Raw genomic sequence first — 24,202 nt, forward strand, 5'->3', positions numbered from 1 at the left:
CCCCGGAAGGCCGCACCGAAGGGGTCTGAGCCGACGGGGCCTGGAGCGGCGGGAACCCGGCCGGCGAGGACCGGCTCGCCGAGGGCAGGCCCCCCGTGGACGCCCCACACCCGGGACATCGCGACAGCCCGCGCACAGGGGTGCCACATCGGTTGCAGAACGCCTGCTGCTCCATGCCTTACCAAGGTAGTCGAAGCATCCTGCCGTCCACCGGTCAAAACGCCGATGGCCGTTGACGGCCAGATCGCGCAGGTCTACGATCCGGGAAAACTTAAAGGAAAGTTTCCTATAAGTTACTATTCCAAGCAGTGGAGAAGCCCGTGCAGAGACTCCTCCGTAAAGTGATCGCGACAGCCCTCGCCGCGGGTCTCGTGGCGGTGGCCGCGCCGGCCCCCGCCCAGGCTCAGGCATCTCAGGGACTCCAGGGACACGGTGACCGCTACAAGCGGGTCGCCTACTTCGTCCAGTGGGGCATCTACGGTCGCAACTACCACGTCAAGGACATGGACACCAGCGGCGCCGCGGCCAAGCTCACCCACATCAACTACGCCTTCGGCTTCGTCAACGCCGAGGGCTCCTGCTACTCCCCCGACCCGTGGGCCGACTGGCAGCGCCCGGTGCCCGCCGAGCAGAGCGTGGACGGCGTCGCCGACGTCGAAGGGCAGGCGCTGAACGGCAACCTGAACCAGCTGAAGAAGCTCAAGGCCAAGCACCCCGGGCTCAAGGCCCTGATCTCCCTCGGCGGCTGGACCGGCTCGAAGTACTTCTCCGACGCGGTGCTGACCCCCCAGGGCCGCGCCAAGCTGGCCTCCTCCTGCATCGACCTGTGGCTGAAGGGCAACCTGCCCGGTACCGCCCCCGGCACCGGGGCCGGCGTGTTCGACGGCATCGACCTCGACTGGGAGTGGCCCGGCTCCTCAGGGGAGGTCGGCAACATCATCCGCCCCGAGGACAAGCGGAACTTCACCCTGTTCGTCGCCGAGATCCGCCGCCAGATGAACCAGTTCGACCAGCGCACCGAGCTGACCGCCTTCCTGCCCGCCGCCGCCGCGAAGATCGACGCGGGCTTCGAGGTCCGCGACGTCTTCAAGCAGCTCACCTTCGCCACCATCCAGGGCTATGACCTGCACGGCTCGTGGGAGACCGTCACCGGCCACAACGGCAACCTGTTCAACGACCGGCGCGACCCCCACCCGGTGAAGTACAGCGTGGACCAGACGGTCCGCGACTACCTCACGCGCGGCGCACCCGCCAAGAAGCTCGTGGTGGGCGTACCGGCGTACGGCCAGGGCTGGACCGGCGTCACCGGCGGGAAGAACGGCCTGTACGGCACCGCCACCGGCCCCGCTCCCGCCACCTACGCCGCCGGAAGCGAGGACTACAAGATCCTCGTGAAGAAGCCGGGCAAGCGCCACCGCGACCTGCTGACCGGGACCGTGTGGCTCTACGACGGCAACGAGTTCTGGTCCTACGACGACCCGGCCACGCTGTTGCAGAAGGCGGCCTACATCCGCCTGAAGGGCCTCGGCGGTTCGATGATGTGGTCCATCGACCAGGACGACACCCGGGCGTCGCTCACCTCGGCGCTCTACAGCGTCCTGCGCTGAGCGATCCCCCTCATACCGGGCGAGGCCGCAGGATCTGGATCACCAGCGGCCTCGCCCGCACGTTTCAGCTATTTCTTGGCCTTGTCCGTGGAGGACTCGGTGGACAGCGCGGCGACGAACGCCTCCTGGGGCACTTCGACCCGGCCGACCATCTTCATCCGCTTCTTGCCCTCCTTCTGCTTCTCCAGCAGCTTGCGCTTCCTGGAGATGTCGCCGCCGTAGCACTTGGCGAGGACGTCCTTGCGGATGGCGCGGATGTTCTCACGGGCGATGACCCGGGCGCCGATCGCCGCCTGGATCGGCACCTCGAACTGCTGCCTGGGGATGAGCTCGCGCAGCTTCTTGGCCATCTCGACCCCGTAGGCGTACGACTTCTCCCGGTGGACGATGGCGCTGAAGGCGTCCACGGCCTCGCCCTGGAGCAGGATGTCGACCTTGACCAGATCCGACTCCTGCTCGCCCGAGGGCTCGTAGTCCAGCGAGGCGTAGCCGCGCGTACGGGACTTGAGCTGGTCGAAGAAGTCGAAGATGATCTCACCCAGCGGCATGGTGTAGCGGATCTCGACGCGGTCCTCGGACAGGTAGTCCATGCCCTGCAGGTTGCCCCGGCGGTTCTGGCAGAGCTCCATGATCGCGCCGATGAACTCCGAGGGGACGAGCACGGTCGTCTTGACCATCGGCTCGAAGACCTTCTCCACCTTGCCGGTGGGGAACTCCGAGGGGTTGGTGACGACGACCTCCTTGCCGTCCTCCATGATCACCCGATAGACCACGTTGGGCGCGGTCGAGATGAGCGAGAGGTTGAACTCGCGCTCCAGCCGCTCGCGGACGATCTCCATGTGGAGCAGGCCGAGGAAGCCGCAGCGGAATCCGAAGCCGAGCGCCGCGGAGGTCTCCGGCTCGTAGTCCAGGGCGGCGTCGTTGAGCTGGAGCTTGTCCAGGGCCTCGCGCAGGTCGGGGTAGTCGTCCCCGTCGATCGGATAGAGGCCCGAGAAGACCATGGGCTTGGGGTGCTCGTAACCACTGAGCGCCTGGAGGGCCGGACGCGTCACGGAGGTCACCGTGTCGCCGACCCGCGACTGGCGGACGTCCTTCACCCCGGTGATCAGGTAACCCACCTCGCCGACGCCCAGCCCCTTGTCGGCGATCTTCGGCTCGGGCGAGATGACACCGATCTCCAGCGTCTCGTGCGCCGCGGTGGTGGACATCATCAGGATGCGCTCACGCTTGCCCAGGTGGCCGTCCATCACCCGGACGTACGTGATCACGCCGCGGTAGGTGTCGTACACCGAGTCGAAGATCAGCGCACGGGCGGGCGCGTCGGCGTCGCCGACCGGGGCCGGAACGTTCGAGACCACGTGGTCCAGCAGCTCGCGGACGCCGACGCCGGTCTTGCCGGAGACCCTCAGCACGTCCTCCGGCTCGCAGCCGATGAGGTGGGCGATCTCCGCGGCGTACTTCTCCGGCTGGGCGGCGGGCAGGTCGATCTTGTTGAGCACCGGGATGATCGTCATGTCGTTGTTCATCGCCAGGTAGAGATTGGCCAGCGTCTGCGCCTCGATGCCCTGCGCGGCGTCGACCAGCAGGATCGCGCCCTCGCACGCCTGGAGCGACCGGGAGACCTCGTAGGTGAAGTCGACGTGCCCGGGGGTGTCGATCATGTTGAGGACGTAGTCGGTGTCGCCGACCTTCCAGGGAAGCCTGACCGCCTGCGACTTGATCGTGATGCCGCGCTCGCGCTCGATGTCCATGCGGTCGAGATACTGGGCACGCATGGAACGGTCGTCGACCACTCCGGTGATCTGCAGCATGCGATCGGCGAGCGTCGACTTGCCATGGTCGATATGCGCGATGATGCAGAAGTTGCGGAGCACAGCGGGGTCGGTCTGGCCAGGCTGAATGCGCACCGGGATCCGTTTCAACAGATTGATGACGATCATACGGCTGGCATGCCAGCCGTCTTCCATGGTGACATGTCCGGGTGATTGCCCGGACCAGAGCACGGCGCGGCCTGCGGTTCCTCGCTACGGTGGCGGCCCTGCTCCTCGCGCTTCCAGGGGTGGCCGTGGCCATCCTCACCCTGCAGTTTACCGGGACACCCGCCCCATGGGCGAAGACGACCGGCCACGACGCCCTGTGGCTGGGCCACGCGTGGGTCGACGGCCGCAAGACGGCCGACGACGTGCGGACCCTCGCCGCCCGGCTGCGAAAGACCGGGATCAAGGACGTGTACGTCCATTCCGGCCCGTTCGACTCGGACGGGACACTGCCCGCCGGCGCGTATCCGAAGGCGGCCGACTTCCTGAAGTGGTGGCGCGAGGAACTCCCCAAGGTCAGGGTGTCCGCCTGGCTCGGCCAGAAGGTCGACGGCGTCCTGGATCTCGACGACGCCGCCTCCAGGCAGCGTGTACTGGAGGGGGCCCGCGCGATCACGGAGCTCGGCTTCGACGGCGTCCACTACAACTTCGAGCCGATCGGCGACGGCGACACCGACTTCCTCGACCTGCTCACCCAGACCCGGGCGATCGTGGGCGACGGCCTGCTCTCCACCTCGACCCCGCAGATCGAGCCGTTCCCGCTCGTCCGGCCGGCCGTCCGCGCGGCCCTCGGCCACGACAAGTACTGGTCGCCCGCCTACTTCCGCGAGGTCGCGAAGCTCACCGACCAGGTGGCGATCATGACCTACGACTCCTACCTCCCCTTCCCCACCGTCTACGGCGGCTACGTCGTACGGCAGACCTCGCTCGCGCTGGAGATCGTCCCCGAGGAGAAGACGGTGCTGATCGGCGCCCCGGCCTATCACGACCACGGCGTCTCCTGGGCCGACGAGGCCGAGAGCGTCGAGAAGGCGGCGACGGGCGCCCGGCTGGCACTGACCTCGTACGGCAAGCCGCGCGAGCGGTTCGGCCTGGCGCTCTACGTCGACTTCGCCGCGACCAAGGAGGACTGGGCGGAGTACGAGAAGTTCTGGTTCAAGCCATGAGGATTCCGGCCCGAGCCATCGGGACCACACGCTAGACTGATCAGGCATCCCTCTGCCCGGCCTGTCGATTTGAGTGTCGACCACGGCAGTTGGTAGCCTAGTCAACTGCGTGTGGCGCGCCCTCTCTGCCCGCGCGCCCCATCCAACGACATTCACCGAGGCTTCTTCGTGGCGAACATCAAGTCCCAGATCAAGCGCAACCGGCAGAACGAGAAGGCCCGGCTGCGCAACAAGGCTGTCAAGTCTTCCCTGAAGACGGCCATCCGCAAGTTCCGCGAGGCCGCCGACCAGGGTAACGTCGAAGAGGCTGTCGCGCTGCAGCGCGCCGCCTCCCGCCAGCTGGACAAGGCTGCCAGCAAGGGCGTGATCCACAAGAACCAGGCCGCCAACCGCAAGTCGGCGATCGCCCAGCGCACCGCCGCCCTGTCGGCCGCCAAGTAGTCCCAGGTTCCGCGAACGCCGCATCCCTTTGGGATGCGGCGTTTCTGCGTTTCCCGCCGTCCCGCCCCGGCGGCTTCGGTTCCCGGCGGTCCCGTGAGGGGCTCCTCTCCCCCGTATCCGCCTAACGCCCCGTGCGACTGGCGACCACGGTCTGGACCATGTGCTCCAGCGCGTACGCGGGGTCGGCCCCGCCGCCCTTCACCTGCGCATCGGCTGTGGCGGCCGCCTGGATGGCACGGGCGAGCCCTTCGGGCCCCCAGCCGTTCAGCTGCCGCTGGACCCGGTCGATCTTCCAGGGCGGCATGCCGAGATGGCTGGCGAGCTGACCACCCCGGAGGTTGCGGGGAGCGCCTCCCACCTTGGCCAGCGAGCGCAGGCCCCCGGCGAGCGCGCTCACCAGCAGGACGGGGGCCGTACCGGTCGAGAGCGCCCAGCGCAGCTGCTCCAGGGCGTCGCCCAGCCGCCCCTCGACCGCCGAGTCCGCCACGGTGAAACCGCTCACCTCGGCCCTGCCCCGGTGGTAGCGCGCGACGGCGGCCTCGTCGATCGTCTTGCCGGGGGTGTCGAAGGCGAGCTGGCTGCACGCGGCGGCCAGCTCGCGCAGGTCGTTGCCCACGGCGTCGAGGAGGGCGGAGGCGGCGTCGGCCCCGATGGTGCGCCCGGCCCGCTTCAGCTCCGCCTTGACGAACGCGAGACGCTCGGCCGGTTTGGTCACCTTGGTGACGGAGACCACCTGGGCACCGGCCTTCTTGACCCCGTCGACCAGGGCCTTGCCCTTCACTCCTCCCGGATGGACGAGGACGAGCACGGTCTCGTCCGCCGGGTGTGCCGCGTAGGAGACGACCTCGGCGATGACGTCCTTGCCGAGGTCCTGGGCCGAGCGGACGACCACCACGGACCTCTCGCCGAACAGCGAGGGCGACGTCATGCGGGTGAGCTCCCCGAGCTCCATCTTCGAGCCGGGAAGGTCGTGCACCTCGGCGGTCGGATCGGCCGCCTTCGCCGCCGAGGTCACCTCGCTCACCGCGCGGTCGGCCAGGAGTTCCTCGTCGCCGAGGATCAGGATCACGGGTGCCGGATCGATTGCCGCCATGTCGAGCAGCATGCCACGTCCCGGTGACCGGCTGGGCCGTCGGCAAGCCGTTCGCAATCGAAATGCAGGTGCCACCGGGCACCCTGGGAAACATCAGAGGAGGTGAGAACCATGACAAACTCCACCATTCGCCGGCACGCCTGCCCTCGCTGCGGAACATCCCTCGACGAGGGCCCGATCATGTACCGTTGCGCGCGCTGCAGCCGGTCGGTCTACGCCGCCGATGTGGACACCGAGTTCCGCCGCCAGGCCGGAAGCGGGAACTGATCCGCACCGGCGCGACCGGACCCGGAAGCCTGCCCACCTCGACCCGGACTCCCCGAGCCGCCCGCGAACGAGTCTCCGCCCCCCTCGCGATGACGGCCAGAGCCCCCTCGCGGACCACCACGGCGAGGTCTCCCGACAGATCCGTTCGATAGACGCGGGCGCCGAGCCGGCGCAGCGCGGCCAGGGTCGACGGGGCGGGGTGGCCGTAGCCGTTGTCCGTCCCCACGCTGATCAGAGCGGCGCGGACACCGGAGGCGGCGAGGAAGCCCGGATCGTGCCTGCCCGATCCGTGGTGCGGAACCTTGAGGATCTCGGCGGACGGCAGGCCGCGCCGGAGCAACTCCGCCTGGGCCTCGGTCTCGATGTCGCCACTGAGCAGGGCCGCCCCCGCCGCCCAGCGGACGTGCACCACGACGCTGGCGTTGTTGACGGCCGCCCCCTCCCCCGCGCCGGGCGGGGACGCCTCGGCCGCCGGGCCGATGACGGTGAGTTCAGAGGGCCCGAAGCGCCAGCTCACACCGGGCCTCGCCGCCCACTCGATCACATGGCGACGGGCGAGGGCGTCGCTCAGCCTCGCCCCCTCGTGCCCTCCGGCATCGTGCGGGGTCACCATCACCGCCCCCACGACGCGTCCGCGAAAGACCCCGTCGAGCCCTCCCACATGGTCGAGATGCGGATGGGTGAGAATGACCAGCGGCACCTCTTTGATCCCCATGGAGCGCAGGCAGCGGTCCATCCGCACCGGGTCGGGGCCCGCGTCCACCACCACGGCCCGCCCCGGTCCCGCCGCGACGAGCAACGCGTCTCCCTGACCGACGTCACAGGCCAGGAGCAACCATCCGCGAGGCGGCCAGCGTGCCACGATCGGCGCGGCCACCGTCACGGCGAGAACCAGCCCGGCCATGGCCGCGAGGGCGATCAGGCGTGACCGCCGGTGTCGCAGCACCAGCACCGCGAGCGGGACGGCGGCGGCCAGCAGGAGCAGGCCGGTGACGCCGCCCGGCCACGGGATCACGCCCAGCGGGAGCCCGGCGGCGTGCGCGGCCACCTCGATGATCCATCCGGTGGCCAGCCCCGCCGGCCGGGCCAGCAACCGGGCGAGCCCCATGTGCAGCGGGGCGATCAAGGCCACCGCGAAGCCGAGCAGGGTGGCGGGGGCGACGGCCGGCCCCGCGAGCAGGTTGGCGGGAATCGCCACCGGCGCGAGCTGCCCCGACATCAGGACCAGGACGGGGGTCACAGCGGCCTGAGCCGCGGCGGCCACCGCGGTCGCCTCCGCGAGCCATCGGGGCATGCGGGCCGAGAGCCGGTCGCGCCAGCCGGGAGCGAGGACCAGGATGCCCGCGGTGGCCGCGACCGACAGGGCGAAACCGTAGGAACGCGCGAGACCGGGAACGAAGAAGATCAACCCCAGGACCGTCACCGACAGGGCGGCGACACCGTCACGCGAGCGGCCCGTGCCGAGGGCGAGGGCGGCGACTCCACCCATCAGGAGTGCCCTGAGCACGCTCGGCGAGGGCCGGGCGACGACCGCGAAGGCGACCATGGCCGACATCGCCAGCACCGCCCGCGCCGCGAGGGGCAACCCGGCCATTCTGGCCAGCGCGACCACCGCCCCCGCCACGACGGCGAGGTTCGCGCCGGAGACCGCGAGCAGATGGCTGAGGCCTGCCGCCTTGAAGTCGGCCTTGACCTGCTCGTCCATCCGGGACACGTCACCGACCACCAGGCCGGGCAGCAGTCCGCGCTGCGCCGGAGGCAACACGTCGGCCGCCTCCCGCAATCCCGACCTGAGCGCCCCGGCCGCGCGCTGCTCCCAGGACGGCCCGCTCAACACTCGCGGTGCCCCTCTGACCAGCACCACCGCCGCGAGCAACTCTCCGGGGCCGGCCCGGCCGAAGCGACCGGTGACCTCCACTCGCTGGCTGGGCAGCAGGAAGCGCCACTCGGCGCCCGAGACGAACAGCACCACCGGAGCCCGCAGCACCACCCTGCCCGCTCCCGTACCGACCGACTCGACCCTGGCGGGCACCACGAAGCTCTCCCGGAGGGAAGGCCCTCCCCTCCTGCCCGTCTCCCGCGGGTCGTCGGTCACCACCACCTCGGCCACCGCCAGGGCGTTTCCTCCCGCGAGCTCGGCGACCGGTCCAGTACCGACCGCGTGCACCCGGAAGGCCACCGATCCCGCCACCGCGGCCGCGCACCCAAGGACCGCGATCATCGCGTTTCGCCGGCCCGCCACTCCCGGTGGCCGGGGCAAGACGGCCATCGCCAGGGCACCTGCGGCCATGAGACCGGCCGTCACGGCACCGGTCACAGCCGAGCAGCCCAGCAGGACGAGGGCTGTGATCCATGAGGCCGCCGCCGGCAGCACCAGCTGAGCGGCATGTGCGCGCCTCCCCTTGCCGGAACCCTCCGGGCCTCCCTGCCCGCCCGAGCCTGCCGCACCTCGGGAATGACCGGGGTCGGCGGACCATCGGGGACCGCCGGAGCCGATGGACTCCTCCGGTCCGCGCGGTCCCCCGAGACTCCGAAGAGCGGCGACATCGCGGCGAGGAGGGCCACCGGAGCCGGCTGCCGTGATGACCGTGACGAGCCGTGTCACGACCTCCCTCGCCGTCGGCGCGTCAGACACGGACCTTGTCGCGCATCTCGGCGTACTTACGGTCGCCTATCCCGCTCACGTCGCGAAGCTCCTCGACGGTGCGGAAACCACCGTGGGCGTCGCGATATTCGGCGATGCGCCGGGCGAGCACCTCACCAACGCCCGGTAACCGCTCAAGCTGCTCGGGGGTGGCCGTGTTGAGGTCGACGACGGCGGTGGCGGGATCCACGGGATTCACCGGGTTGGGCGCCGCCGCGACGACGGCCGCGCCGGAGGGTCCGACGACGATCTGTTCGCCGTCGACGAGCCTGCGCGCGAGGTTGAGGGATCCCGTGGCGGCCGCCCCACGGATGCCCCCGGCCGCCTTGACCGCGTCGGCGACCCGGGAACCGTCCGGCAACGTGAGCACTCCGGGACGCCGGACCTTACCCGTCACGTGAACGGTGAGTCCGGTGAGCGGCTCGGACTGCCGGCGTGGAGCGATGGCGGGCGCCGACAGCGGTGGCCCGGAGACCGGCACAGGTGGTGCCAGGGGCTCGGGCTCCGGTTGGGACCGCCAGGCGTACACGCCTCCCATGACGAGGGCGATCAGGGCGACGAGCAGCAGGAGACGCAGCCCGGGACGGCCGGGCACGAGCGCGGGGCTCTGGATGGCCACGACCTTGCGAAGCGCCTCGAAGGACGGGGGGATCGGTGCCGAACGCAAGCGCGAGGCGGGGCTGTCGTGGACGACATCCTCCATCCCGTCATGAACGCCGGGCCGCGCGTGCCGGCCCCGGCGCGGTATGCCGCCCGGACGGCGTGGCGAGAGCAGGGGGTCGGGGGCGGATGATCCGCACCCCGTCAGGATCCTCAGCCGCGACTCGGCTTGGAACCGCTCGATGTTCTGGCCTGTGGTCCGCACCCGCAGGACGTTACGGTGGCGGCGGCGAGCGAACTTTCACCGAATCTGGTTCTGTGGATAACCGGAAGATCGCGCGACGGAGGGGGTGGACGCCGGTCATCTGATCGGCGTGTGGGACACCGAAGGCCCGGAGACCTGCGAGCGCAGAGAGGTGCGAGCGCAGAAATGTGCGAGCGCAAAGACGTGCAAGCGCGGAGAGCCACGGACGCAAGACATCCGCGGGCGTCCCGTGTGTCCCCGCTGTCGCTGTCACGAATTCGGAGACGTCGGCTCCGAATCGGAGACGTCAGGGCTCCGAAGACGTCAGAGGCTCACGAGAGGAGACGGTGATGCCCAGCATGCCGGGGCCGACATGGGCGCCGATGACCGAGCCGACCTCGACGACGACGACCTCGGTGAGTGCGGAAATACGTCCCTGCAGGCGTGCGGCCAGGGCTTCCGCGCGGGACCGTGCGCCGAGATGCTGGACGGCGATCTCCACCGGGCCCGTGCCCGCGGCCTCGACCGCGAGGTCTTCGAGACGGGAGATGGCACGACTCGCCGTACGGGCCTTCTCCAACGGGACGATCGTCCCGTCGGATATGTGCAGGATCGGTTTGATCATCAGCGCCGAGCCGAGGAGGGTCTCCGCGGCGCCGATCCGACCTCCCCTGCGGAGATGCTCCAGGGTGTCGACGTAGAAGAGGCTGCGGGCCGACTCCGCCCGGCGACGGGCGACGTCCGCCACCTCTGTCCGGGGCGCGCCCCGCGCGGCGGCGCTCGCGGCCGCGAGGACGGGGAATCCGAGACCCATGGCGATGGACCTGCTGTCGACGACGTCGACGGGAACGGGAGAGTCCTCGGCTCCCGCGCGGGCGGCCTCGACCGTACCGGACAACTCCGCCGACAGGTGGACGGAGACGATACCGCTCGCGCCCCGGGCCGCCGCTTCGCGGTAGACATCGGTGAAACGTCGCGGGGCGGGCCTGGAGGTCGTCACCCGGCCTCGTTCCCTCAGCACGTCCTCGCCGCCCGCGCCGTCGGTCCACGCCATGTCGTCGAACGACCTGCCGCCGACGACCACCTGGAGGGGCACCACGACGACTCCCAGGCGGGAGACCTCCTCCTGCGGGAGGTAGGCGGTGGAGTCCGTGATGACGGCGACCGGTGCGGGCATGTCCAGAGGCTACGTGGAGGAGATCACGCGAAGGAGACGGGGTCGATGCCCAGGAGGGATCCGGCGGGTGAGGGTTTCGAGTGCGGACCCGCCGGAGGAGGGAGGGATCTACTGGACGGGGGTGCCGCCGCGCCAGACCCGGCGAGGCTTGAGGCCGAAGGACCAGGCGAAGGCGCCCTCGTGGTCGGCGTCCCACTGGACGATGTCGGCCAGGCGTCCGGGAGCGAGGACACCGCGGTCGGGAGCGCCGAGGACCGTGGCGCCACCGAGGGTGGCGGCTCGGAGGGCGTCGCCGACACTCATGCCGAAGGCCGCGACGGCGAGGCTGATGACCAGGGACATCGAGGTGATGCCGCAGTGGCCCGGATTGTGGTCACTGCCGAGAGCCACGGTGACCCCCTGGGCGAGCATCCGGCGGACCGGGGGCAGGCTGCCACGCTGGAGGGCGGTCCCGGGGCAGACCACGGCGGGGACACCGTAGCGGGCCAGGATCGCGATGTCCTCGTCGGTGGTGTGGTGGAGCAGGTCGGCGGAGGCGCAACCGAGTTCGGCGGCGAGCTGAACGGCGCCGCGTCGGCTGTAGGCGCCGGCGTGCACGCGCGGCAGCAGGCCGACGTTGCGCCCGGAGGCGAGGACCCAGCGGGCCTCCTCCGCGGTGAAGTGGCCCTCGTCGCAGTAGACGTCGACACCGTCGGCTCCCGCCGCGGCGGCGTCGGCGCACCAGGAACCCACCGCCTCGACGTAGTCGCGCTGGCGGCCGAAGTATTCGGGCGGGACGACGTGCGCGGCCATGAAGGTCACGTGGACCCGCGGCATCATCGGCTCTTTCTCCAGCTCGCGCAGGAGCCGTACGTCGGCCAGCTCACCGTCACGGGTGAGGTGATAGCCGGTCTTGGCCTCGATGGTGGTGGTGCCGCTGAGCAGCCATTCACGGAGTCGCTCACGGACGCCGTTGCAGAGCGTCCAGGGGTCGGTGCCTCGGGTGACCGTCACGGTGGAGCCGATGCCGCCGCCCGCCGCGGTGATCGCGGAGGGGGTGGAACCGCTGGAGCGCATCGCCATCTCGGCGTAGCGGTTTCCCGCGTAGACCGGGTGGGTGTGCGCGTCGATCAGACCGGGGGTGACCAGCGCGCCGCCCAGGTTCTCGACGTGGTCGACGTCGACGATGTCGTCGACGACACCGGGCACGCTCTGCGGAAGATCCGCGGCGCGACCGACCCAGGCGATCCGGTCGTTGTGGACGAGAATCGCCGCGTTGCTGAACACGTCGTTTCCGGTCCAGAGCCGGCCGATGTTGGTCAGGAGGCGGACCGTCATCGCATCACCGCCTTGTGTTCAGGGGAAGACACCTGGAGGAGGACCACACCCGGACGGGGCGGGCCGCTCCGCGCGGCGCCGAGCACCGCACCCTTCGAGCCCGCTGTGAGTCCGGACGGCATCGGGGGTCTCCTGCTCTCATCCGCGTGTCTGTTGTGCGGCGACAGTATCGCCGGGATCATGATCGGGCGATTTCAGTTCAGTTACGTTATTTCACAAGTCGGCCCGCTGTACAGGCTAATTGGGAAGAACGCCGCCCCTCCGCGACCGCACCTCACCCGCCGGCTCGACGGTCACGCGTGGCGTCGAACAACTTTCCACAGCTCAGACTACTTCTTCATCGCTCGTAACAGTAGTCACCAGAGCAACTTGCGTCATAACATCTCGCTAGATTTGCCTTATGGTAGCAATCTAAACCTTGGGCGACCACTGCAACTTTTGAGGCTTTTGTACGCTTTCGCACTCTCACAGTGCAGCCACCGCAGGCCGTCGGACGCAAGTTCCGCCATTGAAACGCGGTTCGCCACCACTCTAGGCTGGAACTCGGAAGTCTCAAAACGCGCCCTCCCGGCGACCCGCCCCACCTGCCCGCGGGCCTGCACCGCGGGCGTGACGGCGATCCCACGGTCACTCGCGAGCTCCGACGCCCTCGCCTCCAACGCTCCCGGTGGACACGCGCCCTCGATGGGGACACACCCCAGGATGACGCCCGAGCAGCTCGCGGGACCTCGCGATGTGATACAACGCACAGGCCGTCCAACCTGGTCGCTCCCCCTCGAAGATCTGACCACAAGCGGCCCACCAAACCCCCAAAAAAGGTCGTAAGCAGGACGTTCCATGTAGCCTTTCGTGCGAGTTGTCTTCAGGTCGTACGCATGGGAGTTGCCTTGTCCGTCCACGCGGACGCCGGTCGGCGTCGCATCGAAGAACTTTTCCAGGAGCACGAGGCACGCGTCTTCAAGCGCTGGCTTGAGATCGCCCGTTCGTCCATCGGGGACCATGCGGAGAGCGGAAAGCTCGCCGATCAGTTGCGCGAGCTCTCCCAGGCGCTGCGTCAGTCCTTCGGGGACTCCGGAGACCTCAGTGACCTGCGCGGCCTGCTCTCCGAACTCTCCCGGGACCGTGCCCGCCAGGGGTTCACCCCGACCGAGACCGCGACCCTGGTCTTCGGTCTGAAGGAGGCCCTCTACGAGGTCGTCGAGGATGACGGCTCCCCCGAGGCCATTCGTGGTTTCATCTGGTTCTCCCGGGTAATCGACGACCTCGGCCTCTTCACCATGGAGAGCTACGCGGCGGCCAGGGAGAAGATCATCATTGACCAGGCGGAGCAACTGCTGGAGCTGTCCACCCCGGTGGTCAAGCTCTGGGAGGGCATCGTCGCGGTGCCGTTGGTCGGCACGCTCGACTCCGCCAGGACCCAGGTCGTGATGGAGAAGCTGCTCCAGACGCTCGTCGACACCGGCTCCGAGCACGCGGTCATCGACATCACGGGGGTCCCCGCCGTCGACACCGAGGTCGCCCAGCACCTGCTCAAGACCGTGGTGGCGGCCCGGCTGATGGGTGCCGAGTGCGTGATCTCCGGTATCCGCCCGCAGATCGCCCACACCATCGTCACCCTGGGCATCGAGTTCGGTGACATCGTGACCAAGGCCACCCTCGCCGACGCGCTGGCCCACACGCTGCGGGCGAGCGGCGTCAAATTCGTCAAGGGCGGGGCGTCCCGCATCGCCGTGCGGACGGTGGAGGGCTGATGGATCGCGTTCCCATCCTCAAACTCGGCGACATCCTGATCGTCTCCATCCAGATCGACCTGCAGGACATGAGCGTGCTCGCCCTGCAGGAGGACCTGTCGGAGAAGGTCGTCGAGACCGGAGCACGAGGGGTGATCATCGACATCACCGCCGTGGAGATCGTCGACTCCTTCATCGGCCGGATGCTCGCCACCATCGCGGCGATCTCCCGCATGCTCGACGCCGAGACGATCGTCGTCGGCATGCGACCGGCGGTGGCGATCACCCTCGTCGAGCTCGGCCTCTCCCTCGGCGGCGTACGCACGGCGCTCAACCTTGAGAAGGGCGTCGCCCTGCTGAACCAGATCGAAGAATCCCAGCACTTCGAGGCCTCCCGGTGACAACCGCGAAGGAACTGCCCATCAACGTCAACGGCGATGTCGTGCTGGTCCGCCAGCACGTCAGGACCGTCGCGGTGGACGTGGGCCTCTCCCTGGTCGACCAGACCAAGGTGGTGACCGCGGCCAGTGAGCTGGCCCGCAACGCCCTGGTCTACGCGGGAGGCGGGCAGGTACGGGTCGAGGTCGTCCACAAGGGCATGCGGCGGGGCCTGCGGATGGTCTTCAGCGACAACGGCCCCGGCATCCCGGACATCGAGCAGGCGCTGACCGACGGGTGGACCACCGGCGGTGGCCTGGGGCTCGGCCTCAGTGGTTCGCGTCGCCTGGTCGACGAGTTCGACCTCGAATCGACTCCCGGTGAGGGGACGTTGATCACGGTGACGAAATGGGCGCGCTGATCCACTCCCAGCGTGACACCTGGGTGAGGGCCGAGGACGCCAGCGCGATCGGCGCCCTTCGCCGTACCGCCGTGACACTCGCCGAGGCGAAGGGATTCAGCGAGGAGGACAGCGGACGAGTCGCCGTAGCGGTGAGCGAGGCCGCCTCGAACCTGGTCAAGCACGCGACCGACGGGGTCATGCTGATTCGTCCTCATCTGGAGCTGGAGTCGGCGGTGGAGGTCCTCGCGATCGACCAGGGGCCGGGAATGCGGGACGTCTCCCGCGCCCTGCGCGACGGCTACTCCACCACCGGCACGCTCGGCATCGGCCTGGGCGGCATCGCCAGGATGGCGAGTGGATACGAGGTTCACTCCATGCCGGGCCGGGGCACCGTGCTCGGTATGTACTTCGTCGCGAAGGACGCCCCGCGGCCCCCGTCCCGGGTGAGCGGCCTCACCCGCCCGATCGGCGACGAGACCGTCTGCGGCGACGCGTTCGTGATCAACGATGAGGGCTCCGTGACGACCGTGATGCTCTGTGACGGCCTCGGCCACGGCCCCGCGGCCGCCCATGCCTCCCAGGAGGCGGCACGGCTGTTCCTGCGGCACGCCGACCTCACTCCGGTCACCGCCCTGGAACGCATCCACGCCGGTCTCGGCCACACCAGGGGCGGCGCGGTCGCCGTGGCCCGCGTCGACGGCGCCGCGGGCACGGTGAGCTTCGCCGGCCTCGGCAACGTCTCCGCGTGGATCGCCCACAACGACGGCCGTCAGGGGATGATCTCGGTTCCCGGCATCGCCGGTCACAAGGCCAGGACCCTGCGCCAGTACGAGTACGTCCTGCCACCGCACAGCGTCGTCCTGCTCCACTCCGACGGTCTGTCCGAGCGGTGGAACATCACCTCCTACCCCGGTCTCGTCACGCGCCTCCCCTCCGTCGTCGCCGGCACGCTGCTGCGCGAGGCCGGGACCCGCAGGGACGACGCCTGCGTGGTCGCCGTCAGGCCGGGCACATGACCGGGGACGAGCTGATCCAGATCCAGATCCGGGACGACCAGGATGTCTTCGCCATGCGAAAGCTGGGCCGTGAGGTGGCGGAGAACGTCGGGATGGAGGCCCAGGACCAGATACGGGTTGCCACCGCGCTGAGCGAGATCGGCAGGGAACTCGTGGAGGCGGGGAGCGACGCCTTCGTCGCCTTCCGGCTGGAGCGGGACGCCCTGCTCATCGCGGTCGACTTCTCGAAGGCCGACTTCCGTCCTTCCGACGGCATGACCCTGGCGGGGCGTCTCGTCGACCGCATCGAGCTCGATTCCGCCGAGGGAAGAATAAGCATGGTCAAACGGCTCCCGCAGGGCCGCAAGCCGAGATTCTCGGCGGAGGAGATCCGCGCCAAGCTCGCCGCGGTCGCGCCCACGACGGCCCTCGACGAGCTGCGCAGGCAGAACCGCGAACTCGCCGAGACCCTGGAGGAGGTCCTGCAGCTCAACACCGAACTGCAGGAGACCAACCAGGGAGTGCTCGCGCTCTACAACCAGCTGTCGGAGGAGCTGGAGGAGACCAACCGCGGCGTCGTGGCGCTCTACGCGGAGCTGGACGAGAAGTCCGCGCAGCTCCGGGCGGCGAGCGACGCGAAGAACAGGTTCTGGGCCACCGTCAGCCACGAGCTGCGCACCCCCCTCAACTCGGTCATCGGCCTGGTCCGCCTTCTGGTGGGCCCCGGCGGGGAGCCCTTGGCCGACGAGCAGCTCCACCAGATCAACCTCATCGGCTCCTCCGCGGAGACGCTCCTTTCACTGGTGAGCGAGTTGCTCGACATGGCGAAGGCCGAGGCGGGCAGGCTCGACCCTCAGCCGTCCATGGTCGACCTGACGGCCCTGGCCGAACGGCTGCGCATGACGCTGCGCCCCACCACCGGCCACGACGGGGTGCGGCTCACCGTGGAGGTCTCGCAGGCACCGACGGAAATGCTGGTGGACGAGGTGATGCTCACCCGGATCCTGCGCAACCTGCTCACCAACGGACTGAAGTTCACCGAGCAGGGCGAGGTCAAGCTGGAGGCGAGGCTGGAGGAGGCCACCCAGGATCTGGTCTTCACCGTGACCGACACGGGGATAGGCGTGCCCGAGGAGCATCTGGAGCGCGTCTTCGAGGAGTTCTTCCAGGTTCCCGGGCCGATCCAGGTGCGAAGCAAGGGGACCGGGCTCGGCCTGCCGTACGCACGTCGGCTGGCGGAGGCGATGGGCGGCTGGCTGCACCTGACCAGCGTCGCGGGCTCAGGCACCACGGCCACCCTGAGGCTGCCCTACCGGCACGACGGTGCCCCCGTGGTCGACCGGTTGCTCGTCGTGGACGACGACGAGGAGTTCCGCGCCGTCGTGCGCCGGATGCTCACCGGATTCGCCGCCCACATCGACGAGGCCTCCGACGGCCTGAGGGCACTGGAGTTGATGGAGGAGAACCCCCCGGACGTCGCCCTGGTGGACCTGCTGATGCCCCGGCTCGACGGCACCGCGCTGATGCTGCGGATGTCCGACGACGAGCGGCTGCGCCAGGTGCCGGTGATCGTCGTGACCGTCGCCACGGCGCGCCAGATCCCCGAGGGGGCGCACATGATGGTCCCCAAGCACGGCCTCCGCCGTGACACCCTGCTGGAGGCGATCGAGAGCGCCCTGGGACACGTCGATGACTAGGAACGCCGCGAGGAAGGAGGCGACCGTACTGGTCGTGGACGACACCCCGACCAAGCTGTACATCCTGTCGAGCTGGCTGCGGCGCTCGGGGCACCAGGTCGTGCAGGCCACCGGCGGCATGGAGGCACTCGCCAAGGTGCGGGAGCTCCTCCCCGACCTCGTCATCCTGGACGTACGGCTGCCCGACATCAGCGGCTACGAGGTCTGCGAGCAGATCAAGGCGGACCCGGCGACGTCCTCCATCCCGGTCATCCAGATCTCCGGTGCCGCGATCGCCCCCGCCGACCGGGCCCAGGGGCTCGAACGCGGGGCGGACGCCTACCTGGCGGAGCCGGTCGAGCCGGACGAGTTCGCCGCGACGGTCGAGGCCACGCTGCGCTACTACCGCGCCCGGCAGCGGGCCGAGCTGATGGCCGGACGGCTCGCCGCCCTCACCGAGGTCACGCTCTCCATGAACTCCGCCGAGACGTTCGACGAGCTCCTCGCCACGGCCGTCGAGGGAACCTCACGGATCCTGGGGCGGCACGCGGGCGCGCTCGCCCTGCCCCCCGACGGCCGGACCCGCAGGTTCGCCGCGACTCCTTCGGAGAACGTCGCCCAGGCCAAGGTCGCGGCGCCGGACACGCTGCCCAGGCTGAGCGCGATGTCCCTGGGTGCCGCCGCGGGCACCCAGGTCCTCACGGTGCCGGCCGCCGAGTGGATGAAGTTGATGCCCGACGCGACGCTCGACGGTGCCGTCTCGGCGGTGATCTGCCGCACCAAGCTGGGCAGGCCCCCCGTCTATCTCGGGGTGGTGGAGACGCCGCCGCTCGACCCCGACGAGTCCAACGTGCTGCGCCAGCTCGGCCAGGCCCTCGCCCTCGCCGTGGACGCGCTGCGCGCGTACGCCGAGGAGCACGCGATCGCCCTCACCCTGCAGCGCAGCCTGCTGCCGGCGCGGATCCCCGAGATCCCCGGAATCGCGATCAGCTGGCGGTACCAGCCCGCGGTCGACAACGTCGAGGTCGGCGGCGACTTCTACGAGGTCCTGCGGATGGACCACCGGGTGCTCATCGCCATCGGCGACGTCCAAGGGCACTCGCTGCTCGCCGCCACCGTCATGGCGGAGTTGCGCCACGCGCTGCGTGCCTCCGTCATCGGCGCCCAGGATCTCGGCGCGTCGATGGCGCTGCTCAACAACGTGCTGCGGCGCTACCACCCCGGCATGACCGCCACCGTGGCCCTGTTCCTGATCGATCCGGTGACCGGGGAGATGGAGATCTCGAACGCGGGGCACATCCCGCCTCTCGTCATCGCGGACGGCCACGCCCGCTACCACGCTCTGGGCAACCTCCTGCTGGGGGTGGCCGAGGAGACCTACCGGGTCGACCGGGTGAACGTCCCCGAGGGAGCCTCGGTGCTGCTGTTCACCGACGGGCTCATCGAGGACCGCGACAAGCTGCTCGACGAGAGCCTGGAGATCGTACGGCACCTGGCGGAGAGCCTGGAGGGAGACCAGGAGGCCTTCTGCGACCGGCTGATCGAGCGGTTCGGTGCCAGGGAGGACGACGTGGCGCTGGTGATGTTCCGGCGCGAGAAGCGCTGAACGACGTCCGGGAGACGGCGGACGCGCCCGGATGTGCTGGATGCGCCGTACCGCCTCGGAGAGGACGGTACGGCGCACTGGCGGGTCAGACTGCGGTCTCGACCGGTTTGGCGGTCTTCTCCAGCTCGGCGAAGAGGCCGGGCAGGACCCTGGCGTGCAGCACCGTGCCGTCCCCGGTGTGCTCGACGCCGAGGACCTCGCCCTCCTTGTGCGCCCTGGAGATCAGGTCGCCGCGCTCGTACGGCACGAGAAGCCTGACCTCCTGGTCGAAGCGGGGCAGCTCCCGCTCGATCGCGGCCCTCAGCTCGTCGAGTCCGGCGCCGGTGCGGGCCGAGACCACGACGGTGTGCTTCTCCTTCGCGGTCAGCCGGGCCAGCACCACCGGGTCGGCGGCGTCGGCCTTGTTCACGACCACGATCTCGGGGATGTCGCGGGCGCCCTCGATGTCGCCGATCACCTCGCGTACCGCGGCGAGCTGCGACTCGGGGTCGGGGTGCGAGCCGTCGACCACGTGCAGGATCAGGTCGGCGTCGCCGACCTCCTCCAGCGTGGAGCGGAACGCCTCGACGAGCTGGTGCGGCAGGTGCCGGACGAATCCGACGGTGTCGGCGAGCGTGAACAGGCGGCCGTCGGGCGTGTGCGCCTTACGGACCGTCGGATCGAGCGTGGCGAACAGGGCGTCCTCGACCAGCACCCCCGCGCCGGTCAGCCGGTTCAGCAGCGAGGACTTGCCCGCGTTGGTGTATCCGGCGATGGCCACGGCGGGAACCTCACGCTGCAGGCGCCGCGAGCGCTTGGTCACGCGGGCGGTGGTCATCTCGCCGATCTGGCGGCGCAGCTTGGCCATCCGCTCGCGGATCCGGCGGCGGTCCAGCTCGATCTTGGTCTCACCGGGTCCGCGGCCTCCCATGCCGACGCCGCCCGCGGCGCGACCGCCGACCTGGCGCGACAGGTTTCCACCCCAGCCTCGCAGGCGCGGCAGCAGGTAGTTGAGCTGCGCGAGCTCGACCTGCGCCTTGCCCTCGCGGCTCTTGGCGTGCTGGGCGAAGATGTCGAGGATCAACATGGTCCGGTCGATGACCTTGACCTTGACGATCTCCTCAAGCTGGCGGAGCTGGCCGGGGCTCAGCTCTCCGTCGCAGACCACGGTGTCGGCACCGGTGGCGGAGACGATGTCGGCGAGCTCCTGCGCCTTGCCGGAGCCGATGTAGGTCGCGGTGTCGGGCTTCTGCCTGCGCTGGATCAGACCTTCCAGGACCTCCGAGCCCGCGGTCTCGGCGAGGAGCTTCAGCTCAAGGAGGGAGTTTTCCGCGTCGGTCGACGTACCGGAGGTCCAGACGCCGACGAGGACGACCCGCTCAAGCCGCAGCTGGCGGTATTCGACCTCGGTGACGTCTTCCAGCTCAGTGGAGAGGCCCGCCACCCGGCGGAGTGCCTGGCGCTCGGCCAGGTCCATCTCGCCGTTGTCGAGCAGGTCGTCGAATCGGTCGATGTCCAGCGGCTCACGAGTGTCTATGTCGTCGCTCCATTCAGATGGTTGGTGCGTATGCGTTCTTCTCACAGGAGAGAACGCCCCGACACCCCGGGTCTCTTCCCCTTGATGGTGCCACGGGAACCTCTCGCCATCACCTGGTTATCACCGCCTCGCCCCGGCGTGCCGCGAACGCCCCTGGTCGGGGCGCCGGGAACGGGTCGGACACGCGGCCTCAGGGAAGCCGGACCGAGGCGTCGCCCGAGCCGGTCCGCAGCGTGACCTTGCGGGGCGAGGAGGGGTCCCTGACCACCTCCACGGTCTCCTGCCCCGAACCGGTGTCGGTGGTGACGTCGTAGCCGCCCTTGGGAAGGTAGGCGACGACGTCGCCGGAGCCGGTCTCGATCCGCACCTCCTCGGGCGCGGCGGAGAACCTCGCCTCGACGTCGCCGGAGCCGGTGTCGGCGACGAACCGCTTGGAGGTCAGGGCGCCGGCCTCGATCTCGCCGGAGCCGCTCGTGGCCTCAACCTCCCCGGTGAGCCCGCGCATCGTGATGGTGCCCGAGCCGGTGTCGAGTTTGGCCGTGAGGCCCCGCGGGATCTCGACCTTGTAGTCGACCGAGCAGTTCCCGCGGCATTCGTAGCGCAGGGTGAGCGTGCCGCCGTCCACCGGGTGCCGGAGGGTGGGCTTGTCACCACGCCAGTGGATGGTCTCGGTCACCCGGACGGCCTCCCGGTCCGACTCGGCGACCACGATGTCCCCGGAGCCGGTGGCGACGTCCAGGGCCTTCAGCTCGCCGGTGACGTCGTAGGAGACGACCTCCTGCTGCCGGTCGCGGAAGTCGAGTGCGCCGCACCCCGAGAGCACGAACACCGACCCCAGGATCGCCCCTGCGACGACCATGTTCCTCTTCATGTGCTCAGTCCTCGACCTTCCGGGAAACCTTCGCTTCCCAACCGACGTGCGACGGGTTCGTCCTCTCCCTCTGCCGACCTGCCGAGGGCGCTGACCCAACTCTGGCCGAGCCCGCCTCCCAGATCATCGGGGAACGCCCGGATCGACCCCTGAGGGGGACCCTGCCTTTGACCGGTGACCGGCCCTGAAGTAGCGTCGATTCCACAATTCAGAATTACTTTTCCACCATATGGAAATCCGCGAGGAAAAGAGGACCCATGGACGGCGTTGAGATCGGCGGCCCCCTCCAGGACCGCTTCGAGGAGATCCTCACGCCGGAGGCACTGGCCTTCCTGGCCACCCTCCAGCGCGAGTTCGACGGCCGGCGTCTGGAGCTGCTGGAGGCCCGCCAGACCCGCCAGGCGGAGCTGTCGGCGGGAGGCACCCTCGACTTCCTGCCCGAGACCCGGCACGTGCGTGAGTCCGAGTGGCACGTCGCCCCGCCCGCCCCCGGCCTGGTGGACCGCCGCGTGGAGATCACCGGCCCCGTCGACCGGAAGATGACGATCAACGCGCTGAACTCCGGCGCCAAGGTGTGGCTCGCGGACTTCGAGGACGCCAACGCTCCCACCTGGGAGAACACCGTCAACGGCCAGCTCAACCTGCGCGACGCGCTCGATCGGACCCTGGACTTCTCCGCCGGGGAGAAGAGCTACGCCCTCAAACCGGACACCGAGCTCGCCACCATCGTGGTCCGGCCCCGCGGATGGCACCTGAACGAGAAGCACCTCACCTGTGACGGCAGGCCGTTCTCCGCCTCCCTCGTCGACTTCGGCCTCTACCTCTTCCACTCGGCGCAGCGGCAGATGGCCAAGGGCAGGGGCCCGTACTTCTACCTGCCGAAGATCGAGTCACACCTGGAGGCCCGCCTCTGGAACGACGTCTTCGTCAGGGCCCAGGAGCTGCTCGGCATCCCCCACGGCACGATCCGGGCGACGGTGCTCATCGAGACCTACCCTGCCGCGTTCGAGATGGACGAGATCCTCTACGAGCTCCGCGACCACTCCGCGGGGCTCAACGCCGGCCGCTGGGACTACCTCTTCAGCGTGATCAAGAAGTTCCGCACCCGGGGCCGCGAGTTCCTGCTGCCCGAGCGCAACGCCGTGACGATGACCGCTCCGTTCATGCGGGCCTACACCGAGTTGCTGGTCCGCACCTGCCACCGGCGCGGGGCCCACGCCATCGGCGGGATGGCCGCGTTCATCCCCTCCCGCCGCGACCCCGAGGTCAACAAGGTCGCCCTGGAGAAGGTCACCGCCGACAAGACCCGCGAGTCCGGCGACGGTTTCGACGGCTCGTGGGTGGCGCACCCCGACCTCGTGCCGATCTGCCGCGACGTCTTCGACACCGTTCTGGAGGACCGGCCGAACCAGCTCCACCGCCTGCGCGAGGACGTCTCCGTCTCCGCCGCCGACCTGCTGGCGGTCTCCAAGACCCCCGGCGACATCACCGAGGCGGGGCTGCGCAACAACGTGGACGTGGCGCTGCGCTACCTGGCCGCCTGGATGGGAGGGCTGGGCGCGGTGGCGATCCACAACCTGATGGAGGACGCGGCGACCGCCGAGATCTCCCGTTCCCAGATCTGGCAGTGGATCCACAACGGCATCGAGCTCGCCGACACCGGTGCCGTGGTGACCAGAGAGCTGGTCGAAAAGATCATCGACGAGGAACTCGCCAAGATCAAGGCGGAGCCCGGCTACGACGAGGCCCGCTACGGTCAGGCCACCGCCCTGTTCAAGGAGGTCGCCCTCGACGACGACTTCGCGGAGTTCCTTACCCTCCCGGCCTATGCCCGTATGCCGTGACATGGCCGGCCCGACAGTGCGAAATCCTCATCCCCCGGCGGGGATTCCTCACTCCGGGCGGTCCTCGCGGACGGATGCGGACGCCGGGCTCAGTGGATACTTTGCGTGCATGAGCGATGACAGGAACGGCGAAGGAGCCGACCAGGGCGAGTACGCGGCGCTGCTCGACGCCGTCAAACGCGAGATCATCGGCAGCAGGGGACGGGTGGCGTTGCTCACCACCGACACCGAGCTGATCCGGCAGTACTGGCGGATCGGCCGCCACATCCTCGATCGGCAGCCGGACGACGACTGGGGCAGAAGAGCGGTGCCCCGGCTCTCGACCGACCTGCGCGGCGCGTTCCCCGAGGCGATGGGGTACTCGCGGACCAACCTCCTCTACATGAGGGCCTTCGCGGCCGCCTGGCCGGACTCCATCCCGAGGACGACCCGGCCGATCCCCTGGGGCCATCACATCGTCCTGCTCGACATGCTCGACAACAGGGCGACCAGGGAGTTCTACGCGCGCAAGACCGCGGACGAGGGGTGGGCGAGGGGCGTCCTGATCACGATGATCAAAGGACGGCTCCACCTGCGCGTCCGGCACTCCCCGCCGGGCCCCGTCCACACGCCGCCCTCCCCCGACCGCCGTACCCCGCAGCGGGCGCCCGGAGAGCCCTGCTTCTCCGGCCTCGTGGACGACGGCCCCAGACACGGCAGGAACGCCGGCGCCGCCGCGCTGAGTGAGAATTCGAGACGAGGATGACAAGAACGGCGTCCTCGATCGGCCGATGGAGGCCGGCGGGCACCGGCGACAGCGCCGGGACGCCG

At 69.6% G+C, this 24,202-nt stretch carries 19 protein-coding genes; 11 read left to right on the forward strand and 8 right to left on the reverse strand.

Going from position 1 to position 24,202, the window contains the following annotated elements; translation table 11 throughout:
- Nucleotides 1-320 precede the first annotated feature (320 nt).
- A complete protein-coding gene (locus tag AB0B90_RS04240) occupies nucleotides 321-1,607 on the forward strand; it encodes a glycoside hydrolase family 18 protein (RefSeq protein ID WP_350944573.1) in 1,287 nt (428 codons plus the stop codon).
- 68 nt (nucleotides 1,608-1,675) lie between these two features.
- Here the strand turns inward: AB0B90_RS04240 and lepA are convergent, their stop codons facing one another.
- Complete coding sequence (lepA, locus tag AB0B90_RS04245; RefSeq protein WP_350944575.1) at nucleotides 1,676-3,547, reverse strand: translation elongation factor 4; 1,872 nt, start codon at nucleotides 3,545-3,547, stop codon at nucleotides 1,676-1,678.
- A 41-nt stretch (nucleotides 3,548-3,588) separates the two neighbouring features.
- On the opposite strand from lepA, the gene AB0B90_RS04250 reads away from it, so the two are divergent.
- Both AB0B90_RS04250 and rpsT read left to right on the forward strand, forming a co-directional pair.
- Nucleotides 3,589-4,590 (forward strand): hypothetical protein, encoded by a 1,002-nt coding sequence (locus tag AB0B90_RS04250; protein WP_350944577.1) that lies wholly within the window; start codon nucleotides 3,589-3,591, stop codon nucleotides 4,588-4,590.
- A gap of 168 nt (nucleotides 4,591-4,758) precedes the next feature.
- A complete protein-coding gene (gene rpsT / locus AB0B90_RS04255; RefSeq protein WP_362501329.1) occupies nucleotides 4,759-5,031 on the forward strand; it encodes a 30S ribosomal protein S20 in 273 nt (90 codons plus the stop codon).
- A 121-nt stretch (nucleotides 5,032-5,152) separates the two neighbouring features.
- Here rpsT and holA read toward each other — a convergent pair whose 3' ends face one another.
- The 5 genes from holA to hutI form a co-directional block, all read right to left on the reverse strand.
- Complete coding sequence (gene holA / locus AB0B90_RS04260; RefSeq protein WP_350944580.1) at nucleotides 5,153-6,124, reverse strand: DNA polymerase III subunit delta; 972 nt, start codon at nucleotides 6,122-6,124, stop codon at nucleotides 5,153-5,155.
- A gap of 178 nt (nucleotides 6,125-6,302) precedes the next feature.
- Entirely contained in the window at nucleotides 6,303-8,765 is a 2,463-nt protein-coding gene (locus AB0B90_RS04265) for a ComEC/Rec2 family competence protein (protein ID WP_362920757.1), read from the reverse strand.
- Between the two features lie 253 nt (nucleotides 8,766-9,018).
- On the reverse strand, nucleotides 9,019-9,900 hold the full coding sequence (locus tag AB0B90_RS04270; protein WP_350944584.1) for a ComEA family DNA-binding protein: 882 nt from the start codon (nucleotides 9,898-9,900) through the stop codon (nucleotides 9,019-9,021).
- Between the two features lie 286 nt (nucleotides 9,901-10,186).
- Complete coding sequence (locus AB0B90_RS04275) at nucleotides 10,187-11,056, reverse strand: DegV family protein (protein ID WP_362920760.1); 870 nt, start codon at nucleotides 11,054-11,056, stop codon at nucleotides 10,187-10,189.
- 108 nt (nucleotides 11,057-11,164) lie between these two features.
- A complete protein-coding gene (gene hutI, locus AB0B90_RS04280; protein WP_350944587.1) occupies nucleotides 11,165-12,373 on the reverse strand; it encodes an imidazolonepropionase in 1,209 nt (402 codons plus the stop codon).
- A gap of 875 nt (nucleotides 12,374-13,248) precedes the next feature.
- Here hutI and AB0B90_RS04285 point away from each other — a divergent pair.
- Genes AB0B90_RS04285 through AB0B90_RS04310 form a run of 6 tightly spaced genes read left to right on the forward strand, consistent with a single transcriptional unit; the run spans nucleotide 13,249 to nucleotide 19,161 of the window.
- Nucleotides 13,249-14,124, forward strand: a complete 876-nt coding sequence (locus AB0B90_RS04285) for an STAS domain-containing protein (protein WP_350944589.1) — start codon at nucleotides 13,249-13,251, stop codon at nucleotides 14,122-14,124.
- The gene (locus AB0B90_RS04290; RefSeq protein ID WP_350944590.1) at nucleotides 14,124-14,504 is read left to right on the forward strand and encodes an STAS domain-containing protein; all 381 of its coding nucleotides are present in this window, start codon (nucleotides 14,124-14,126) and stop codon (nucleotides 14,502-14,504) included. Before AB0B90_RS04285 ends, AB0B90_RS04290 begins: the two co-directional genes overlap by 1 nt.
- On the forward strand, nucleotides 14,501-14,902 hold the full coding sequence (locus tag AB0B90_RS04295; RefSeq protein ID WP_350944592.1) for an anti-sigma regulatory factor: 402 nt from the start codon (nucleotides 14,501-14,503) through the stop codon (nucleotides 14,900-14,902). The genes AB0B90_RS04290 and AB0B90_RS04295 overlap by 4 nt, the downstream gene beginning before the upstream one ends.
- Complete coding sequence (locus tag AB0B90_RS04300) at nucleotides 14,890-15,900, forward strand: ATP-binding protein (protein ID WP_350944593.1); 1,011 nt, start codon at nucleotides 14,890-14,892, stop codon at nucleotides 15,898-15,900. Before AB0B90_RS04295 ends, AB0B90_RS04300 begins: the two co-directional genes overlap by 13 nt.
- Complete coding sequence (locus AB0B90_RS04305) at nucleotides 15,897-17,576, forward strand: ATP-binding protein (RefSeq protein WP_350944594.1); 1,680 nt, start codon at nucleotides 15,897-15,899, stop codon at nucleotides 17,574-17,576. The genes AB0B90_RS04300 and AB0B90_RS04305 overlap by 4 nt, the downstream gene beginning before the upstream one ends.
- On the forward strand, nucleotides 17,569-19,161 hold the full coding sequence (locus AB0B90_RS04310; RefSeq protein WP_350944595.1) for a fused response regulator/phosphatase: 1,593 nt from the start codon (nucleotides 17,569-17,571) through the stop codon (nucleotides 19,159-19,161). Before AB0B90_RS04305 ends, AB0B90_RS04310 begins: the two co-directional genes overlap by 8 nt.
- A gap of 85 nt (nucleotides 19,162-19,246) precedes the next feature.
- Here the strand turns inward: AB0B90_RS04310 and hflX are convergent, their stop codons facing one another.
- Both hflX and AB0B90_RS04320 read right to left on the reverse strand, forming a co-directional pair.
- On the reverse strand, nucleotides 19,247-20,617 hold the full coding sequence (gene hflX / locus AB0B90_RS04315) for a GTPase HflX (RefSeq protein WP_350944847.1): 1,371 nt from the start codon (nucleotides 20,615-20,617) through the stop codon (nucleotides 19,247-19,249).
- A 250-nt stretch (nucleotides 20,618-20,867) separates the two neighbouring features.
- Nucleotides 20,868-21,548: a DUF4097 family beta strand repeat-containing protein gene (locus AB0B90_RS04320; protein ID WP_350944597.1), complete on the reverse strand. Its 681-nt coding sequence runs from the start codon at nucleotides 21,546-21,548 to the stop codon at nucleotides 20,868-20,870.
- Between the two features lie 257 nt (nucleotides 21,549-21,805).
- On the opposite strand from AB0B90_RS04320, the gene aceB reads away from it, so the two are divergent.
- Together aceB and AB0B90_RS04330 are read left to right on the forward strand one after the other, a co-directional pair.
- The gene (aceB, locus tag AB0B90_RS04325) at nucleotides 21,806-23,392 is read left to right on the forward strand and encodes a malate synthase A (RefSeq protein WP_362920763.1); all 1,587 of its coding nucleotides are present in this window, start codon (nucleotides 21,806-21,808) and stop codon (nucleotides 23,390-23,392) included.
- 109 nt (nucleotides 23,393-23,501) lie between these two features.
- Nucleotides 23,502-24,137, forward strand: a complete 636-nt coding sequence (locus AB0B90_RS04330) for a DUF1016 N-terminal domain-containing protein (RefSeq protein ID WP_350944600.1) — start codon at nucleotides 23,502-23,504, stop codon at nucleotides 24,135-24,137.
- The last annotated feature ends 65 nt before the right edge of the window (nucleotides 24,138-24,202 follow it).

This window comes from Streptosporangium sp. NPDC049078 (assembly GCF_040648855.1).
Taxonomy (GTDB): domain Bacteria; phylum Actinomycetota; class Actinomycetes; order Streptosporangiales; family Streptosporangiaceae; genus Streptosporangium.

What these genes read in the sequence shown, in the direction of transcription:
- AB0B90_RS04320 (WP_350944597.1), bottom strand. Translation starts at nt 21,548, where the DNA reads ATGAAGAGGAACATGGTCGTCGCAGGGGCGATCCTGGGGTCGGTGTTC.
- holA (WP_350944580.1), bottom strand. Translation starts at nt 6,124, where the DNA reads ATGGCGGCAATCGATCCGGCACCCGTGATCCTGATCCTCGGCGACGAG.
- AB0B90_RS04330 (WP_350944600.1), top strand. Translation starts at nt 23,502, where the DNA reads ATGAGCGATGACAGGAACGGCGAAGGAGCCGACCAGGGCGAGTACGCG.
- aceB (WP_362920763.1), top strand. Translation starts at nt 21,806, where the DNA reads ATGGACGGCGTTGAGATCGGCGGCCCCCTCCAGGACCGCTTCGAGGAG.
- AB0B90_RS04305 (WP_350944594.1), top strand. Translation starts at nt 15,897, where the DNA reads ATGACCGGGGACGAGCTGATCCAGATCCAGATCCGGGACGACCAGGAT.
- AB0B90_RS04300 (WP_350944593.1), top strand. Translation starts at nt 14,890, where the DNA reads ATGGGCGCGCTGATCCACTCCCAGCGTGACACCTGGGTGAGGGCCGAG.
- AB0B90_RS04275 (WP_362920760.1), bottom strand. Translation starts at nt 11,056, where the DNA reads ATGCCCGCACCGGTCGCCGTCATCACGGACTCCACCGCCTACCTCCCG.
- AB0B90_RS04285 (WP_350944589.1), top strand. Translation starts at nt 13,249, where the DNA reads ATGGGAGTTGCCTTGTCCGTCCACGCGGACGCCGGTCGGCGTCGCATC.
- AB0B90_RS04310 (WP_350944595.1), top strand. Translation starts at nt 17,569, where the DNA reads ATGACTAGGAACGCCGCGAGGAAGGAGGCGACCGTACTGGTCGTGGAC.
- hutI (WP_350944587.1), bottom strand. Translation starts at nt 12,373, where the DNA reads ATGACGGTCCGCCTCCTGACCAACATCGGCCGGCTCTGGACCGGAAAC.
- AB0B90_RS04290 (WP_350944590.1), top strand. Translation starts at nt 14,124, where the DNA reads ATGGATCGCGTTCCCATCCTCAAACTCGGCGACATCCTGATCGTCTCC.
- hflX (WP_350944847.1), bottom strand. Translation starts at nt 20,617, where the DNA reads ATGGACCTGGCCGAGCGCCAGGCACTCCGCCGGGTGGCGGGCCTCTCC.
- lepA (WP_350944575.1), bottom strand. Translation starts at nt 3,547, where the DNA reads ATGATCGTCATCAATCTGTTGAAACGGATCCCGGTGCGCATTCAGCCT.